This is a genomic window from Microbacterium sp. Root180 (assembly GCF_001428485.1).
In the GTDB taxonomy this organism is placed as follows: domain Bacteria; phylum Actinomycetota; class Actinomycetes; order Actinomycetales; family Microbacteriaceae; genus Microbacterium.
Genome location: NZ_LMHS01000001.1, coordinates 144636 through 162326 on the forward strand (window position 1 = coordinate 144636; position 17691 = coordinate 162326).

The 17691-nt window shown below is 69.2% G+C and carries 8 protein-coding genes; all 8 read left to right on the forward strand.

All coding sequences use genetic code 11. The annotated features are described in order from the left end of the window. Nucleotides 1–53 precede the first annotated feature (53 nt). The 8 genes from rpoB to ASD93_RS00710 all read left to right on the forward strand — a co-directional run bounded on the left by rpoB (nucleotide 54) and on the right by ASD93_RS00710 (nucleotide 17687). On the forward strand, nucleotides 54–3542 hold the full coding sequence (rpoB, locus tag ASD93_RS00675) for a DNA-directed RNA polymerase subunit beta (protein WP_056117627.1): 3489 nt from the start codon (nucleotides 54–56) through the stop codon (nucleotides 3540–3542). 47 nt (nucleotides 3543–3589) lie between these two features. After that, a complete protein-coding gene (gene rpoC, locus ASD93_RS00680; protein WP_056117630.1) occupies nucleotides 3590–7465 on the forward strand; it encodes a DNA-directed RNA polymerase subunit beta' in 3876 nt (1291 codons plus the stop codon). 122 nt (nucleotides 7466–7587) lie between these two features. After that, nucleotides 7588–8208 carry a hypothetical protein gene (locus tag ASD93_RS00685; RefSeq protein ID WP_056117632.1) on the forward strand — a complete coding sequence of 207 codons (621 nt, stop codon included), beginning with the start codon at nucleotides 7588–7590 and terminating at the stop codon, nucleotides 8206–8208. Nucleotides 8209–8301: 93 nt separating this feature from the next. Next, nucleotides 8302–9252: an ABC transporter permease gene (locus ASD93_RS00690; protein ID WP_056117634.1), complete on the forward strand. Its 951-nt coding sequence runs from the start codon at nucleotides 8302–8304 to the stop codon at nucleotides 9250–9252. After that, complete coding sequence (locus ASD93_RS00695; protein WP_056117636.1) at nucleotides 9253–9738, forward strand: hypothetical protein; 486 nt, start codon at nucleotides 9253–9255, stop codon at nucleotides 9736–9738. An 84-nt stretch (nucleotides 9739–9822) separates the two neighbouring features. Continuing rightward, on the forward strand, nucleotides 9823–10482 hold the full coding sequence (locus ASD93_RS00700) for a hypothetical protein (protein ID WP_056117638.1): 660 nt from the start codon (nucleotides 9823–9825) through the stop codon (nucleotides 10480–10482). Between the two features lie 135 nt (nucleotides 10483–10617). Next, a complete protein-coding gene (locus ASD93_RS00705; protein WP_056117641.1) occupies nucleotides 10618–11754 on the forward strand; it encodes a serine/threonine-protein kinase in 1137 nt (378 codons plus the stop codon). Continuing rightward, nucleotides 11754–17687, forward strand: a complete 5934-nt coding sequence (locus ASD93_RS00710; protein ID WP_056117643.1) for an Ig-like domain-containing protein — start codon at nucleotides 11754–11756, stop codon at nucleotides 17685–17687. The genes ASD93_RS00705 and ASD93_RS00710 overlap by 1 nt, the downstream gene beginning before the upstream one ends. Nucleotides 17688–17691: the final 4 nt, after the last annotated feature.

The window sequence follows — 17691 nt, forward strand, 5'->3', positions numbered from 1 at the left end:
ACCCTGACGACAAGGAAACGTGCCCCTCACCCGGGCCCACGGAGGTAATCCCCTTGGCTGCTGCGCGCAACGCCACCACCACCCACAAGAACGGCCGCGGAGCTTCCCGCCTCTCGTTCGCCAAGATCTCCGACACGCTGACGGTCCCCGACCTGCTGGCGCTTCAGACCGAGTCGTTCGACTGGCTGGTCGGCAATGACGCGTGGAAGGCACGCGTCGCCGAGGCCAAGAGCGCCGGTCGCTCGGATGTCCCCGAGATCAGCGGCCTCGAGGAGATCTTCGAGGAGATCTCGCCGATCGAGGACCTGAGCGAGACCATGCAGCTCTCGTTCACGAACCCGTACCTCGAGCCCGAGAAGTACTCCATCGAGGAGTGCAAGGAGCGCGGCAAGACGTACGCCGCCCCGCTCTACGTCGAGGCCGAGTTCATGAACCACCAGACCGGTGAGATCAAGACGCAGACGGTCTTCATGGGCGACTTCCCGCTCCAGACCGACAAGGGCACGTTCATCATCAACGGCACGGAGCGCGTCGTCGTGTCGCAGCTCGTCCGTTCGCCCGGCGTCTACTTCGACCGGACCGCCGACAAGACATCCGACAAGGACATCGTCTCGGCGCGCGTCATCCCCAGCCGCGGTGCGTGGCTCGAGTTCGAGATCGACAAGCGCGACCAGGTCGGCGTGCGCATCGACCGCAAGCGCAAGCAGTCGGTCACCGTCTTCCTCAAGGCCCTCGGCCTGACCAGCGAGGACATCCTCGCGGAGTTCGCCGGCTACGAGTCGATCGAAGAGACCCTGTCGAAGGACACGATCATCTCGAAGGAAGATGCGCTCCGCGACATCTACCGCAAGCTCCGTCCGGGCGAGCAGGTCGCCGCCGAGGCCGCCCGCGCGCTGCTGGACAACTTCTACTTCAACTCGAAGCGCTATGACCTCGCGAAGGTCGGTCGCTACAAGATCAACCAGAAGCTGGGCCTCGACAAGCCGCTGAGCGACTCGGTGCTGACGGTCGACGACATCGTCGCGACCATCAAGTACCTCGTCCGCCTGCACCGCGGCGACGTCACCTTCGACGGCATCCGCGGCGGCAAGCCGGCCGAGATCCGCCTCGACATCGACGACATCGACAACTTCGGCAACCGTCGCATCCGTGCGGTCGGCGAGCTCATCCAGAACCAGGTCCGCACCGGTCTGTCGCGCATGGAGCGCGTCGTCCGCGAGCGCATGACCACGCAGGACATCGAGGCGATCACGCCGCAGACCCTGATCAACGTGCGCCCCGTCGTCGCCGCGATCAAGGAGTTCTTCGGCACGTCGCAGCTGTCGCAGTTCATGGACCAGAACAACCCGCTCGCGGGTCTGACCCACAAGCGCCGCCTGTCGGCCCTCGGCCCCGGCGGTCTGTCGCGTGAGCGCGCAGGCGTCGAGGTCCGCGACGTCCACCCGTCGCACTACGGCCGCATGTGCCCGATCGAGACCCCGGAAGGCCCGAACATCGGCCTCATCGGCTCGCTCGCGTCGTTCGCGCGCATCAACGCGTTCGGCTTCATCGAGACGCCGTACCGCAAGGTCGTCAAGGGCAAGGTCACCGAGCAGATCGACTACCTGACCGCGTCGGAGGAGGACGACTTCATCGTCGCCCAGGCCAACGCGCCGCTCAAGGCCGACGGTCACTTCACCGAGGACCGCGTCCTCGCGCGCAAGAAGGGCGGCGAGGTCGACCTCTTCCACGCCGACGAGATCGGCTACATGGACGTCTCGCCGCGCCAGATGGTGTCGGTGGCGACCTCGCTCATCCCGTTCCTCGAGCACGACGACGCCAACCGCGCCCTCATGGGTGCGAACATGCAGCGCCAGGCCGTGCCGCTCCTCCGCTCCGAGTCGCCGGTCGTCGGCACCGGTATGGAGGGCTTCGCAGCCATCGACGCCGGTGACGTCATCACGGCCGACAAGGCCGGTGTGGTGCTCGAGGTCTCGGCCGACGTGGTCACCGTGCAGCTCGACGAGGGCGGCACCCAGGACTACTTCCTGCGCAAGTTCGACCGCTCCAACCAGGGCACGTCGTACAACCAGCGCGTCGTGGTCTCGGCGGGCGAGCGCATCGAGGCCGGCGAGGTCATCGCCGACGGTCCTGCGACCGAGAACGGCGAGCTGGCGCTCGGCAAGAACCTCCTCGTCGCGTTCATGACGTGGGAGGGTCACAACTTCGAGGACGCCATCATCCTCAGCCAGGACCTCGTGAAGGACGACACCCTCTCCTCGATCCACATCGAGGAGTACGAGGTGGATGCCCGTGACACGAAGCTCGGCAAGGAGGAGATCACGCGCGATCTGCCCAACGTGAGCCCCGACCTGCTGAAGGATCTGGACGAGCGCGGCATCATCCGCATCGGCGCCGAGGTTCGCCCCGGCGACATCCTCGTCGGCAAGGTCACGCCCAAGGGCGAGACCGAGCTGTCGGCCGAGGAGCGCCTGCTCCGCGCGATCTTCAACGAGAAGAGCCGCGAGGTGCGCGACACGTCGCTGAAGGTTCCCCACGGTGAGCAGGGCACGATCATCGCCGTCAAGGAGTTCAACGCCGAGGACGGCGACGACGAGCTCGGCTCGGGCGTCAACCGTCGCGTCGTGGTCTACATCGCCCAGAAGCGCAAGATCACCGAGGGCGACAAGCTCGCCGGCCGTCACGGCAACAAGGGCGTCATCGCGAAGATCCTCCCCGTCGAGGACATGCCGTTCCTCGCGGACGGCACGCCGGTCCAGGTCGTGCTGAACCCGCTCGGAATCCCCGGTCGAATGAACTTCGGCCAGGTGCTCGAGCTCCACCTCGGGTGGATCGCGAAGCAGGGCTGGAAGGTCGAGGGCACGCCCGAGTGGGCCGCCCAGCTGCCGAAGCAGGCGTTCGAGGCCCCCGCGGGCACCAAGGTCGCCACCCCGGTGTTCGACGGTGCGTTCGAGGCCGAGATCGCGGGTCTGCTCGACTCGACGACGCCCAACCGCGACGGCGAGCGCCTGATCGACTCGACCGGTAAGACGTTGCTGTACGACGGCCGCTCCGGCGAGCCGTTCCCGGCTCCGATCTCCGTCGGCTACATGTACATCCTGAAGCTGCACCACCTCGTGGACGACAAGATCCACGCGCGCTCGACGGGCCCGTACTCGATGATCACCCAGCAGCCGCTCGGTGGTAAGGCGCAGTTCGGCGGTCAGCGCTTCGGTGAGATGGAGGTGTGGGCCCTCGAGGCCTACGGCGCCGCATACGCGCTCCAGGAGCTCCTCACGATCAAGTCCGACGACATCCTCGGCCGCGTCAAGGTCTACGAGGCGATCGTCAAGGGCGAGAACATCCAGGAGCCCGGCATCCCCGAGTCCTTCAAGGTGCTCATGAAGGAGATGCAGTCGCTCTGCCTGAACGTCGAGGTCCTCTCGGCCGACGGCACGCCTGTCAACCTCCGCGACACCGACGACGACGCCTTCCGCGCTGCGGAGGAGCTCGGCATCAACATCTCCAGCCGCTTCGAGTCCTCGTCGATCGACGAGATCTAAGCCGCCGGGTCCGATACAGAATTCCGATACAGGAGAACTGAGAACTAGTGCTCGAATCAACCACTTTCGAACAGCTTCGCATCGGCCTGGCCACCGCTGACGACATCCGTCGTTGGTCCTTCGGCGAGGTCAAGAAGCCCGAGACGATCAACTACCGCACGCTGAAGCCGGAGAAGGACGGCCTCTTCGGCGAGCAGATCTTCGGACCCTCCCGCGACTGGGAGTGCGCCTGCGGCAAGTACAAGCGCGTCCGCTTCAAGGGCATCGTCTGCGAGCGCTGCGGCGTCGAGGTCACCAAGTCCTCGGTGCGTCGTGAGCGCATGGGCCACATCGAGCTCGCCGCTCCCGTGACCCACATCTGGTACTTCAAGGGCGTGCCCTCGCGCCTCGGGTACCTGCTCGACATGGCGCCGAAGGACCTCGAGAAGGTCATCTACTTCGCCGCGTACATGGTGATCTCCGTCGACCAGGACGCGCGTCACCGCGACCTCGCGACGCAGGAGAACAACATCCGCCTCGAGCTGAAGACGCTGGCCGACCGTCGCGACTCGCGCGTCGCGGCCCGCCTCCAGAAGCTGGAGGAGGAGCTCGCCGTGCTCGAGGAGGAAGGCGCGAAGGCCGACCAGAAGAAGAAGGTCAAGGACGCCGCCGAGAAGGAGATGGCCCAGATCCGCAAGTCCGCGGACGACCAGGTCATCCGTCTCGAGAAGGTGTGGGAGGACTTCCGCACGCTCGAGGTCGGCCAGCTCAAGGGCGAAGACGAGATCTTCCACGAGCTCCAGGACCGCTTCGGTCAGTACTTCGAGGCCCACATGGGCGCCGAGTCGATCAAGCGCCGCCTCGAGGCGTTCGACCTCGCGGCCGAGTCCGAGAGCCTGCACCTGCAGATCTCCGAGGGCAAGGGCCAGCGCAAGATCCGTGCGATCAAGCGCCTGAAGGTCGTCAACTCGTTCCTGCAGACCGGCATGAGCCCGGCCTCGATGGTGCTCGACGTCGTCCCGGTGATCCCGCCGGAGCTGCGCCCGATGGTGCAGCTGGACGGTGGCCGCTTCGCGACCTCCGACCTCAACGACCTGTACCGCCGCGTGATCAACCGCAACAACCGCCTCCGCCGTCTGATCGACCTCGGTGCCCCCGAGATCATCGTCAACAACGAGAAGCGGATGCTGCAGGAGGCTGTCGACGCGCTGTTCGACAACGGCCGCCGCGGTCGACCCGTGACGGGCACGGGCAACCGTGCGCTCAAGTCGCTGTCCGACATGCTCAAGGGCAAGCAGGGCCGGTTCCGTCAGAACCTGCTCGGCAAGCGCGTGGACTACTCGGGCCGTTCGGTCATCATCGTCGGACCCCAGCTCAAGCTGCACCAGTGCGGTCTGCCCAAGCAGATGGCGCTGGAGCTGTTCAAGCCGTTCGTGATCAAGCGCCTGATCGACCTCGGTCACTCGCAGAACATCAAGGCCGCCAAGCGTGCCGTCGAGCGCACGCGTCCCGAGGTGTGGGACGTGCTCGAGGAGATCATCCGCGAGCGCCCCGTGCTGCTCAACCGTGCGCCCACGCTCCACCGTCTGGGCATCCAGGCGTTCGAGCCGCAGCTCGTCGAGGGCAAGGCCATCCAGCTGCACCCGCTCGTCTGCGCCGCCTTCAACGCGGACTTCGACGGCGACCAGATGGCCGTGCACCTGCCGCTGTCGGTCGAGGCCCAGGCCGAGGCCCGCATCCTGATGCTCGCCTCGAACAACATCCTCAAGCCGTCGGACGGCCGTCCGGTGACCCTGCCCTCGCAGGACATGATCATCGGCCTGCACCACCTGACGACGGTCAAGGCCGGCGCCGCCGGTGAGGGTCGCGTGTTCGGTTCGGTCGGCGAGGCGATCCTGGCCAAGGACGAGGGCACCCTCGACCTGCAGGCCAAGGTCCGCATCCGCGTGCCCGGTCTCACGTTCCTCGAGGGCGAAGCCCCCGAGGGCTACGAGCGCCACGGACTGGTGGATGCTTCGCTCGGCCAGGCGATCTTCAACGACACGCTCCCCAAGGGCTACCCGTTCGTTCGCGAGCAGGCCGACAAGGGCAAGCTGTCGCAGATCGTCAACAAGCTCGCCGAGGAGTACCCGAAGGTGGAGGTCGCGGCTTCGCTCGACCGCATCAAGGACGCCGGCTTCTACTGGGCTACCCGCTCGGGTGTCACGGTGGCGCTGAGCGACATCCTCACCCCGCCGAACAAGGCCGAGATCGTGGGCGGCTTCGAGAAGCAGGCCGCGAAGGTCCAGGCGCAGTTCGAGAAGGGTCTCACGACCGACTCCGAGCGTCGCCAGGAGCTCATCAAGATCTGGACCGAGGCGACCGACGCCGTCCAGAAGGCGATGCGCGACAACTTCCCGGAGGACAACACCATCAACCGCATGGTGTCGTCGGGTGCTCGTGGTAACTGGCTGCAGATCCGCAACATCGCGGGTATGCGAGGCCTGGTGAACAACCCCAAGGGTGAGATCATCCCCCGTCCGATCATCTCCTCGTACCGCGAGGGTCTGTCGGTGGCGGAGTACTTCATCGCGACGCACGGTGCCCGCAAGGGTCTGGCCGACACGGCCCTCCGTACGGCCGACTCGGGCTACCTCACGCGACGCCTCGTCGACGTCTCGCAGGATGTCATCATCCGCGAGGAGGACTGCGCAACGACCAAGGGCCTCGAGCTTCCGATCGCGACGATCGGTGCGGACGGCGTCCTCGTGAAGGACCCGAACGTCGAGAACTCGGTGTTCGCCCGCACGCTGGCGGCTGATGCCGTCAACGCCAAGGGCGAGGTCCTCGCGGCGGCAGGCGACGACGTGGGCGACGTGCTCATCAACAAGCTGGTCGAGGCGGGCGTCGAGAGCATCAAGGTTCGCTCGGTCCTCACCTGCGATTCGGCCGTCGGCGTGTGCGCGAAGTGCTACGGCCGTTCGCTCGCGACCGGCAAGATCGTCGACATCGGCGAGGCCGTCGGCATCATCGCGGCCCAGTCGATCGGTGAGCCCGGCACGCAGCTGACGATGCGCACCTTCCACACCGGTGGGTCGGCGTCGGCAGACGACATCACGCAGGGTCTTCCCCGCGTGCAGGAGCTGTTCGAGGCTCGCACCCCGAAGGGCGCCTCGCCGATCGCCGAGTCCGATGGACGCATCACGATCGACGAGACCGACAAGTCGAAGAAGGTCATCCTCACGCCCGACAACGGCGACGAGCCGCACGTCTACCCGGTCCTGAAGCGCGCGACGCTTCTGGTCGAGGACGGACAGCACGTCACCGTCGGTCAGCCCCTGCAGGTCGGCACGCTCGACCCCAAGGAGGTCATGCGCGTCATGGGTGCCCGCGAGGTGCAGAAGTACCTCGTCAACGGCGTCCAGGGCGTCTACCGCTCGCAGGGTGTGCCGATCCACGACAAGCACATCGAGGTCATCGTCCGTCAGATGCTGCGCAAGGTGACCGTGGTCGACCACGGTGAGACCACGCTGCTGCCGGGTGAGCTGGTGGACTTCAAGCGCTACCAGAACATGAACCGCGAGGCCGTGGGCGAGGGCAAGCGTCCCGCGTCGGGCCGTCCGGAGCTGATGGGTATCACGAAGGCGTCGCTCGCGACGGAGTCGTGGCTGTCGGCCGCGTCGTTCCAGGAGACGACGCGCGTCCTCACCCAGGCGGCGATGGAGGGCAAGAGCGACCCGCTCGTCGGCCTCAAGGAGAACGTCATCATCGGAAAGCTCATCCCCGCCGGAACCGGACTTGCGAAGTACCGCAACGTCTCGGTCGAGGCGACGGAGGAGGCCAAGAGCGAGCGGTACCCCAACCGCATCTTCGCCTCGGACGGCGCCTACTCGGACGCCGACCTGAGCTACGTCGACTTCGACAGCTTCTCCTCCGACGGCGACTTCAGCGGCAACTACAATTAGACGCTGACCGACTGACACACGAAGGGCCCCGGGACATCCCGGGGCCCTTCGTGGTTCGTGCGCGCCCTGCGGAGGCATCCGTCCATCCCGACGTACCGTGGAGCAGGAAGGTGGTGGGGGCCATGGCACGCGTGAGTGGGCGCAACTCGTGGATCGCGGCGCCCGTCGGCATCATCTGCGCGGCGATCGTCGCCGCGCTGGTCTGGATGTCGCTGCCGATGGTTCCCGTCACCGTCGCGTGGACCGGCGAGATGCTGCGCAACGCGACGAATCCGCAGCCGGCGCCGTCCGCCGGCGACACCGCCGCCCGCGCGGCTCTCGCCGGCGACGCGCTCGACTGCCGCGCCCTGTACTCCAACAGCCTCTGGAACGAGATGACCTGGCAGGGTCGCACGATCCTCGACCAGTCGTTCGACGCCCCGCCCACCGAAGTGCCGGCCCTCGGCGAAGTGCTGGCGCCTCAGGTGCGCGTGTCGTGCGCATGGACCGATCGCGACGGGCGCGGCGTTGTCTCGACGCTCTCGGCGATCGCGCCGGAGGCTTCCGGGCTCGGGGAGGCGGCACTCCGCGGCCAGGGGTTCGCCTGCGCCGCGGGCGACGGCATCGTCCGCTGCACGCGGACCTCGGGCGAGACCGCCGAGGCGCATGTGCTGCGCGAGGGCCTGTGGCTGGCGACGATCGAGCGCGCATGGCATCCGGAGGACTACGGCGCCCGCCTGGAGAGATCCGTCTTCGGCCGATGACGCCGAAAGACCGGCACGCCTGCGCGCTGCACGGGGGGACGCGGGCTACCCTCGCACTGCGAGGTCGTAACCCTCGCGTGAGGAGTGCCTGCGATGAGTGACCCCAAGTCGTCCTATGGCGAGCCGGTCGACGACCCGAAGCCGGTCGATGACGTCGTCGGTCATGCACACGAGGGACTCGCCGAGGCCGAGGCCGTGCGCAACGACAGCGCGGATGCTCCGGCTACCGATGCTCCGGTCGCCGACACTCCCGCCGAGACTCCGGCTGCGGCCGAGCCCGACCCGTGGGACTCGCCTGAGGCCGCGTCGCTGAGCGACCAGGCGGCGCCGGCTGCGGCATCCGACACCGCTGTCTACGACACGCCTGCGGTCGCCGCCTACGAGCCGGCCGCCGAGACCGTGGCGGTCGCTCCTGCCGTGACCCCGAGCGAGCCCGTCTCGGAGCCCGCCGTGGTCGCCGCGGCGGCCGTCGCGCCCCAGCCGATCTTCGTGCAGGCGCCGGAAGCGCCCAGGCCACGGGGAAACCGCGCCGCCGCCGGCGCGATCGGCCTCGTGGCCGCACTCTCGTTCGCGGTGCTGTACATCGCCGTGTGGCTGGGTCTGGCGGCGCTCTCGGGTGAGCTCACCGGCGCCAACGTCGCCGAGGTCGCGCTCGCCACCCTCGCCTCGTGGGTGCTGTGGGTGCCCGTCATCGTCTTCTTCATCGCGTTCTGGCTTCTCGGTGCCATCATCAACCGCGGACGCTGGGGCTCGTGGGTGATCTTCGGTCTCCTCGTCGGGTTCGCCTCTTGGGGCGGGTATCTGCTCGGCGTGCTCTTCCAGGAACAGTTCTGGAACATCACCGCCTCGCAGGGCGCGGAGCTGATGGCCGATCACGTGCTCGCCCCCGGGGCGATCGCCGCCTTCATCATCGGCCGCGAGCTCACGGTCTGGTTCGGCGCGTGGGCTGCCGCCCGCGGCAAGCGGGTGACCGAGCTCAACGTCGAGGCGCAGCGCGAGTACGAGCGCACGCTCGAGGCGGGGCCGCAGCTCGTCCGTCAGTAGATGTCCGGGGCAGCGGATCCCGAGGGCGGACCCGTCCGCCCGGTCACCGCGCTCGTGTTCGCGACGGCGGCGTTCGTCGCGCTGCTGATCTTCGGGCTGGGCATGACGAGCTTGGCCATCGGCGAGGATGTCATCGCCACTCCGGGGCTCGGACAGTTCCCCGGCATCATGGCGACGGCGCTGGCCACGCTCGGATTCGCGGGAGCTCTGGCGACAGCGCTGAGACGAACGCCGGCGTCGTATTGGGCGTCCGCGTGGATCGCCGCTGCGACTTTCCTCGCATATGTCGGGGGCCTGTGGGCCGGGGCGGTCATCACCGGAGCGGGCGTCGCGGTGGCCACTGCCGTCGCCGGCCGCATCGCGACGACGTGGTTCGGCCTCGTCGTCGCCTGCGCCGCCTTCGTCTGCGCGTGGGGTGGGATCGCCCTCGTGCGCACCCGCGCGGGCCGGCCACGGTGGCCGTGGGAGGACGAGTTCGACGAGTGATCGGATGCCGCGGCATCCACCGTTCTCCGGGTGTGATCTGCGGAATCCCGTCGATCGGCCGCTCGCGGTACTACCGTTGACGCTGTGGAGCGCTCGCTCGAGACGCAGGTCAGCCAGGCGGTGGACGCCTGGCTCGCGTGGCTGCCCCGGTGGGAGCCCGCGACTCACCGAGGTCGCGTGGCGCCGTGCCGGCGCTGCTTGGGCTCCCCGGTGCTCTCGGCCGCCGGTCTCGGGGCCGACGTCCCGCACGGAGTGCAGCACGGGCTCTCGACGCGGATGAAGACGATCGTGGACCGCGCCGTCGCGGAATACACCTCGATGAACCTGCCGATGCTGCAGGCCGAGCTCGACCAGCAGGCCGCACGCAACCGCACGCGCACGTATCGACCGGCCGAGAATCTCGAGCCGGAGTACGAGGGCCTCCCGCTCGATCCCGACCCGGTCCCGGGCTCGCCGTTCCTGTTCACGATCTCGGGGCTCGCCGACGAGTTCGACGCCGACATCCCCGCCCTTCCGCCGCTGAGCGATGAGGCCAAGGCGGCGCTCCGGCAGGAGGTGGGACTCGCCGACGACTACGCGAACATGGTCGGCCGCGAGGTGTGCACGATCCTGCTGCACCATCGACTGCGCATCCAGGCCGCCATCACCGAGTTCGTCGAACCGCAGATCGAAGCGATGCTCGAGGAGCTCACCCGCTCCCTCGACGCGCCATTCGACCCGCACGATCCGTCCACGGGCGGCTGAGGAAAACAAAGGCTGTTCCTGCGTCACCTCGGGGTCCACGCCCAGGCTCATGATGTGTGGTTTTGTTAGCATGGCCGGGTTTGCTGTGCTGTCGGCACGCCGGAGTCCCGGCGGAACGGACTCGGGGGAGGTGTCGTGGCGACCAGGCTTCCGTCCGCGCCGCCCATCCTCCCGGGCCTGGCCTACATCCGGCCCCTCGGATCAGGCGGATTCGCCGATGTGTTCCTCTACGAACAGGACATGCCGCGCCGAAATGTCGCGGTGAAAGTCATGCCGAGCGACGTGCGCGATCCCGAGCTGCGGCGCATGTTCAACGCCGAGGCCGACGTGCTCGCCCATCTGTCGGCGCATCCGTCGATCGTCACGGTGTATCAGGCCGGCATCTCGGCCGATGGCCGCCCGTACATCGTGATGGAGTTCTGCCCCGGTTCGCTCGCGCAGCGCTACCGCATCGAGCGCATTCCGGTCGATGAAGTCCTCGCGATCGGCGTGCGCATGGCCGGTGCGCTGGAGTCCGCGCACCGGGCCGGCCTCGTGCACCGCGACGTCAAGCCGAGCAACATCCTGATCACGACCTTCGGAACCCCAGTCCTCGCCGACTTCGGCATCTCGTCCTCCCTCATCCAGAAGAGCGCCGACGAGGTCCTGGCGATGTCGATCCCGTGGAGCGCCCCCGAGGTCGTCGCGGAGCAGACCGCCGGATCGATCGCGAGCGAGGTGTGGAGCCTCGGTGCGACGGTCTATTCCCTGCTCGCCGGTCACAGCCCGTTCGAGCGCCGCGAGCGCGGCCAGAACACGAAGGACATGCTCCGGCGGCGCATCGCTCGCGCGAGCTACACCGAGATCACGCGGACCGACGTGCCTGCGTCTCTGCAGGCGGTGCTCGCGACCGCGATGAACCGCGATCCCGGGCGTCGCTACGAGTCCGCCCGGGCGTTCGCCGACGCGCTGCGCGCCGTGCAGGCCGAGCTGGGACTGTCCCCGACGCCGCTGGAGATCCCCGACGAGGAGTGGTCACCGGCATCCGCTCCGGTGGACTTCAGCGATTCGGCGCTGAGGGGTCCGACGCGCTCGCAGCTCGAGCGCGACCTCACGCGCAAGCGCCGCGCCTCGACCGGCGTCTCCGAGCTCGCGCGCGACGAGGACACCGACTTCTCGGCTCCGACGCCGGGGCGCAGGAGTGCTGTGCCCTGGATCATCGGCGCGGCCGCGGGTGCCCTGGTGGCGGTCGGCGCCGTGTTCGCGACCCTCTTCGCGACGGGGATGCTGTGATGCGGCGTCGCACGGTCTCCGGTCTCGTCGCGTCCGCCGCTGCGATCGCGGTGGTCGTCGGGGTGAGCGTGATCTGGCCGGGGCTCGATGCGCAGGAGACGCCGGAGGTCGATACGGCGGTGTGGGCTCTGCAGACGGGCGAGGGCCGGCGCTACGCGCGGGTCAACACCGCGGTCGGAGAGCTCGACACCGTGCGCGCCATCAGCAACCCCGACCAGGTCGTGCAGACCGGCGACGCCGCCTACGTCTTCAGCGACAGTTACTCGAAGGTCACGCGGATCGACGAGGCGCTGCCCGCCGATCTCGATGAAGAGACCCTCCGCGCCTCCGCATCCACGCCTGCGGGCACGACCGACGTCGCGACCGCAGGTGACTTCGTCGCGTACCGCACCGAGGTGGGTGCCGTGTTCGCCGGACTCCTGTCGACGGGGGAGCCGACGCAGCTCGACCCCTTCCCGTCCGACGACGAGGACGCCCCGCAGTACACCGCCGATGCGATCGCGGTCGATGAGCGCGGCATCCTCTTCGCGTACTCGCGTCAAGACGGATCGGTGGTGCGGTTCGACATCGGCTCGGGCGAGGTGAAGGGGCGCGACCCGCTGGTCGCGGAAGGACTGGTCGCACCCGAAGTCACCTCCGCCGGCGATGTGTGGGCCGTGGTGGACGCCGAGGACGGCGACGTGTGGCTGCGCGGAGGCGAGGACCCCGCGCAGGCGCCGACGACGGGCGCCGTGGTGGTGGGAGAGCCCGATGCCGACGGCACCGACGTGTACCTCGCCGACGAGACGGCGCTCATCCGCGTGCCGGCGGACGGCTCGGGCTTCGACATCGAGACCGGGGGCACCGGGACGGTCTTCGGCACGCCGGCGCGGCCGATCGTGCACGACGGCACGGTGTTCGCGGCCTGGCTCGCGCAGGGCGATTCGGGCGGCGTGCTGTGGAGATCGGATGCCGAGCCCGTCGTGCTCGACTACGGCGCCCAGACGCTGCCCGACCAGCGACGCCCCACGTTCGTCACAGGGGGCGAATCGGTCATCCTCAACGAGACGCGGTCGGGGTGGGCGTGGAGCGTGCCCGACGGCGACCTCATCCCCTCGAGTCAGGACTGGTCGCTCGACGATCGCATCGACCCGAACGCCGTCCCCAGCGAAGAGGAGCTGCCGGTCGTCCTGGATCCGAAGCCGCCCATCGCCGAGCCCGATGCCTTCGGGGTTCGCGCGGGCAGCCTGACCTCGCTCTCGGTGCTCTTGAACGACCACGACCCGAACGAGGACGTGCTGAGCATCGACCCCGAGTCGGTGACCGGCCTCGATCCCGGATTCGGCACGGTCTCGATCACCGACGACGGGCAGCGCCTTGCGATCAGGACGACGCCGGGCGCGACCGGTTCGGCGACGTTCTCGTATGCGGTGACCGACGGCACATCCGAGGCGGGCCTGCTGTCGACGCCGACGACCGTGACCCTGACGGCGGTCGCGGAGTCCGTCGATACCGCCCCGGCGTGGTGCGGCGTCGAGCGCTGCCTCGTCGAGTGGCCGCAGCCGGAGGTCCAGCGCGGCGGCACGATCACGGTGCCGGTGCTCCCCGGCTGGGTCGACCCGGAGGGCGACCCCCTGGTGCTGCTGTCCGTCCTCGACACGACGGGGGGCGGCAGTGTGGCGTCGACCCCGTCCGGCGACGTGGTGTACCAGCACGACGACGACGGCTCCGGTGGTGAGGAGCTCATCGAACTCGTCGTGACGGTCTCCGACACCGCGGGCATGACCGCGGAGAAGTCGCTGCTGGTGCGCGTGTCGCCCGAGCCGCAGCTGCACGTGCAGTCGTTCGCCGTCGTCGACAGAGCGGATGCCTCGCTCACGATCGACGTCGCCCCCCACGTCACCGGCACGGCTGGAACGCTCGCCCTCGATTCGGTGCGCGTGCTCGACGACGCCGCGGCCACGGCCACCGTGGTCGACGGCTCGACATCGTTCGACTTCTCGGCGGAGTCCGCCGGGACGTTCCGCGTGGACTTCACCGTGACCGACGGCACGACGGACGCGACCGGCACGGCCCGAATCACCCTTCTTCCTGCGGATGCGCCCGCGGATCTCGCGACGTCGCCGGTCGTGGCCTTCGTTCATCCCCAGGAGGACGCGACTCTCGACGTCTTCGCTCCGGTGTCCAATCCCACCCGCCGGGTGCTGCTGCTGAGCGACGTGGTCGCCACGGCAGATGACGGTGCGACGCTCTCGGTGGACGGCGTCGGCCAGAACAACCTGCGGGTGTCCGGCAGCACAGCCACCGGCGCGGCGGGACGCCTCGGCACGGTTCGCTACATCGTGAGCGACGGCACCGAGGATCGCGGCGCGAGCGTGGAGGGCGAGGCGACGGTGTACCTGCTCCCGCCCGCGCCCGAGCTCGCGCCGATCGCGGTCGACGATTCGGTCGTCGTCCGCAGCGGCGCCCAGATCGACATCCCGGTGCTCGAGAACGACATCTCCCCGGCAGGCGGCCGTCCGACCCTGAATCCGGCGACGGTCGCGTCGTCGACCGACGACGCGCTGGCGTTCGCCTCTGGCGACGTGCTGCGCTACCTGGCTCCGAGCGAGCCGGGGGAGTACGGAGTGGACTACTCCGTGTTCACGACGGGCGCGCCCGCGCTCGCGGACACGGCGACCGTTCGCATCCGGGTGCTGCCGGACGACACCAACCGCGCACCGGTCCCCGACACGCTCGAGGGGCGCGCGCTGAGCGGCCAGGCGGCCGTCATCGAGTTCGACGGCTTCGGCATGGACCCCGACGGGGATGTCGTGACGCTCGATCGCATCGTGTCTCAGCCCGAGCGTGGTGCGGCCGCGATCTCCGCCGACGGGTCGTCGATCGTGTACTCGAGCGTGCCCGGGGACAGCGGCCAGGTGTCGTTCGGCTATCGCGTCGTCGACGCCTTCGGCAAGACCGGCGAGGCGACCGTGCGCATCGGCGTTCTCGACAGCGAGGCGAACCCGAGCCCGATCACCTTCACCGACTACGTGCAGGTCCAGGCGGGCGCCGAGAGCAGGATCCGCGTGAGCCCCCTCGCGAACGACGTCGATCCGACACTGGGCACCCTGGAGATCACCGACGTCTGGCCGGATCTTCCCGAGACGCTCATGGACGGCGGCGCCAACCCCGAGTTCACGCGCCTCGAGGCGCAGATCGAAGACCGCGACGACACCACGGTCGTGATCGCGGCGGGCACCGAGCCGACCACGATGTCGTTCCTGTACGACATCGAGTCGAGCTCGGGCAACACGGGGCGCGGTCTCATCGTCGTCGAGGTGGTGCGTGAGAGCGTCCCCGACTATCCGATCGTCGCCGACACGAGTCTCTCCGCGGAGACCCGCGAGGATTTCCCCGACGGCGTGGACGTGCTGGATGGGAAGGCGACCTGGTCCGGCGGCGACGTGTCCGATCTCGAGCTCTCGCTCTGGGGAGCGGCCGACGAGGTCACGGCCGACGGCTGGGAGCTGAGCGGGCCCCTCCCGGCGAAGTCCCGGGTTATCCCATTCGCGGTGACCGGCGAGGGGTCCTCCGGTGAGGTCACGACGTACGCGTTCCTGCGCGTCCCCGGCGACGACGACCTCGCGCTCGCGCTGCGCACGGGCTTCTCGTCGCCCGAGGTGACCGAGCTCGAGTCGGTGTCGTTCGACATGGCCGATCTCGTCGCCAAGCCACGGGGGAGCCGCATCGAGGTGGGCGGCGACGTGCGCGCGTCGGGCGCCCGCGGGGAGGCGGAGTGCAGCGTCGGGTCGGGAACCACCGTGCGGTACGACGCCGGGGCAGGTGCGCCGTGGGTGGACTCGTGCCGGGTGCCGGTGCGGCTCGAGGGCCAGGACGACTGGACCTACCTCTCCGTGCCGATCACCGTGATACCGCTCGACCCGCAGCCGGTCCTGCGTCCCGGGTCGATGACGGTCGGACCCGGTGAGACGGCGAGGTTCGATCTTCGGGACATGACGACGTGGCAGCTTCGGGAGGACTGGGACGGCATCGTGTACTCGCTCGACTACTCGGGCTCCGCCTTCGATGTGTCCCTCGACGGGTCGACCGTGACCGTCACCGGTGCGGACCGCGCCGTGCCCGGATTCGAGGAGGCGGCGATCGTCACCGTCACCAGCCACCCGCTGGCGCCCGTACGCCTCATCCTGCGGGTCGGTGCGGCGCCGTCGACGCTGCCCCAGGGCGGCTCTGCCGTGCAGCAGTGCTCGCAGGCCACCGGCTCGTCGTGCACGATCCACGTGATCGGCGCCGGCGGCGAGGTCAACCCGCTGCCGCGCACCCCCCTCGAGGTGGTCGACGTGCGGCCGACGGGCGCCTGCGCCGGGGTGGAGTTCCGTGTCGCCTCACCGACGTCGGTGCTCGCGTCGTGGGCGGCGGATGCGCCAGGGGCGACCTGCACCGCGAGCTTCTCGGTGAGAGACGCGCAGTCGCGCGTGACGAACGCCGAACGCGATGGGCGTGTGCTCCTCGATCTGCTCGGCTATCCGAAGGCGCCCGCCAGCGTGTCGCAGACGGCCTACGCCGATGAGAGCCTGACGCTGCGCGTCGACCCCGGAGAGGCGCGACAGGCGTACCCCGCCCTGTCGGGCTTCGTCCTGCGCTGGAACGGTCAGACCGTGGCACAGTGCTCGGCCGACGGGATCTGCCCCGCGATCGAGGCGCCCAACGGCGAGGAGCGCACCTACGAGGCGTTCGCGGTGAACGGTGTGGGCGAGTCCCGCGCCGGCGTGCGCACATCCGGCTGGGCGTACGACACGCCGCCCGCTCCGTCCGCGGTGACCGTACGCCCCGTCGTCACTGCCGGGGAGGGGGGACTGGTGGCTCTCACCATCGAGGGCTTGGTGCCCGCGGAGACCGGCAGTGTCGAGATCAACAGCGCGACGGGGGAGCGCGTGCGCATCCCCCTCGGCCGCAATCAGACGCGCCTCGAGGTGCCGTCGTATCAGGTGGGCACGAACTCGGCGACGCCGATCACCGTCACCCCGTTCTCGCGTTTCGCACTGCCTCCGGGTCTCGGCGGGAGCGAGTCCGGCGCGGCAGTGACGGTCACCGGCAACGGCGTCGGAGCCCCCCTCGACCCGCGCCTGTCGCTGAGCTCCGTATCCAATGGCGACGGCACCGCCACGGTCACCGCGCGCGCGACCGCGCTGCGCAACGGCGACGGATCGACGGTGCGATACGGCATCGTGCCAGAAGGCAGCAGCTGCACTCCGATCGCTGGCGGCGCGATGGCGACCTTCACGGGCCTGCAGGACGGGAACGAGTACACCTTCCGTCTCTGCGTGGAGTCCTGGTGGCAGGATGAGGCCTTCGGCTCGTCGTCGGTGACCGAGAAGGTGCGCGCCGTCCAGTCGGGCACTGCGCCGACCGGATGGACGTTCGTGGTCGCACCCGACCCGGCCGTGGACGGGCAGCGCGCGGACTGGGTGATCCGCGATGCGCCGCAGTCGAGCGAACGCCTCCCCAACAGGAACCGCGCGGAGTTCCGCGGCTGGCCGACATCCGTCGTGGGGCAGGATCCCAACATCGAGGTGCGCTACGTGCACGAGCTGTGGGGCACGGCCACGCCGTGGGCCCCGGTCGCCCCCCGAGCCGGCAGCGCGCCCTATCCGGTGCAGGCCACCTGGGGCGTCGCGAGCTGCGTCGGCGGCGCGGACCTGCCGGTCGGGGGAAGCTCCACCGACGGTGCCGCGGTCTTCTCCTTCGACAATGCCGGCCTGGTGTTCTACGACGAGGACGACGCTGTGCTCACGCGCACGCCCGGCACCTGGACCGTTCCGGTCGGCGCCGTGCGCGTCGACGGCATCGCCGTGTCCGTGAACTGGGACTCGCGAGGCTGGGGGCTGGCTGCGGCATCCTCCACCTTCTCCGCCGCGTGCGATCCCAACTCCCCGGTAACTCCCGATCCGTGAGCCG

Bases quoted from the DNA above. Each gene is read 5' to 3' on its own strand.
- ASD93_RS00685 (WP_056117632.1), top strand. From the start codon at position 7,588: ATGGCACGCGTGAGTGGGCGCAACTCGTGGATCGCGGCGCCCGTCGGC.
- ASD93_RS00690 (WP_056117634.1), top strand. From the start codon at position 8,302: ATGAGTGACCCCAAGTCGTCCTATGGCGAGCCGGTCGACGACCCGAAG.
- ASD93_RS00695 (WP_056117636.1), top strand. From the start codon at position 9,253: ATGTCCGGGGCAGCGGATCCCGAGGGCGGACCCGTCCGCCCGGTCACC.
- ASD93_RS00710 (WP_056117643.1), top strand. From the start codon at position 11,754: ATGCGGCGTCGCACGGTCTCCGGTCTCGTCGCGTCCGCCGCTGCGATC.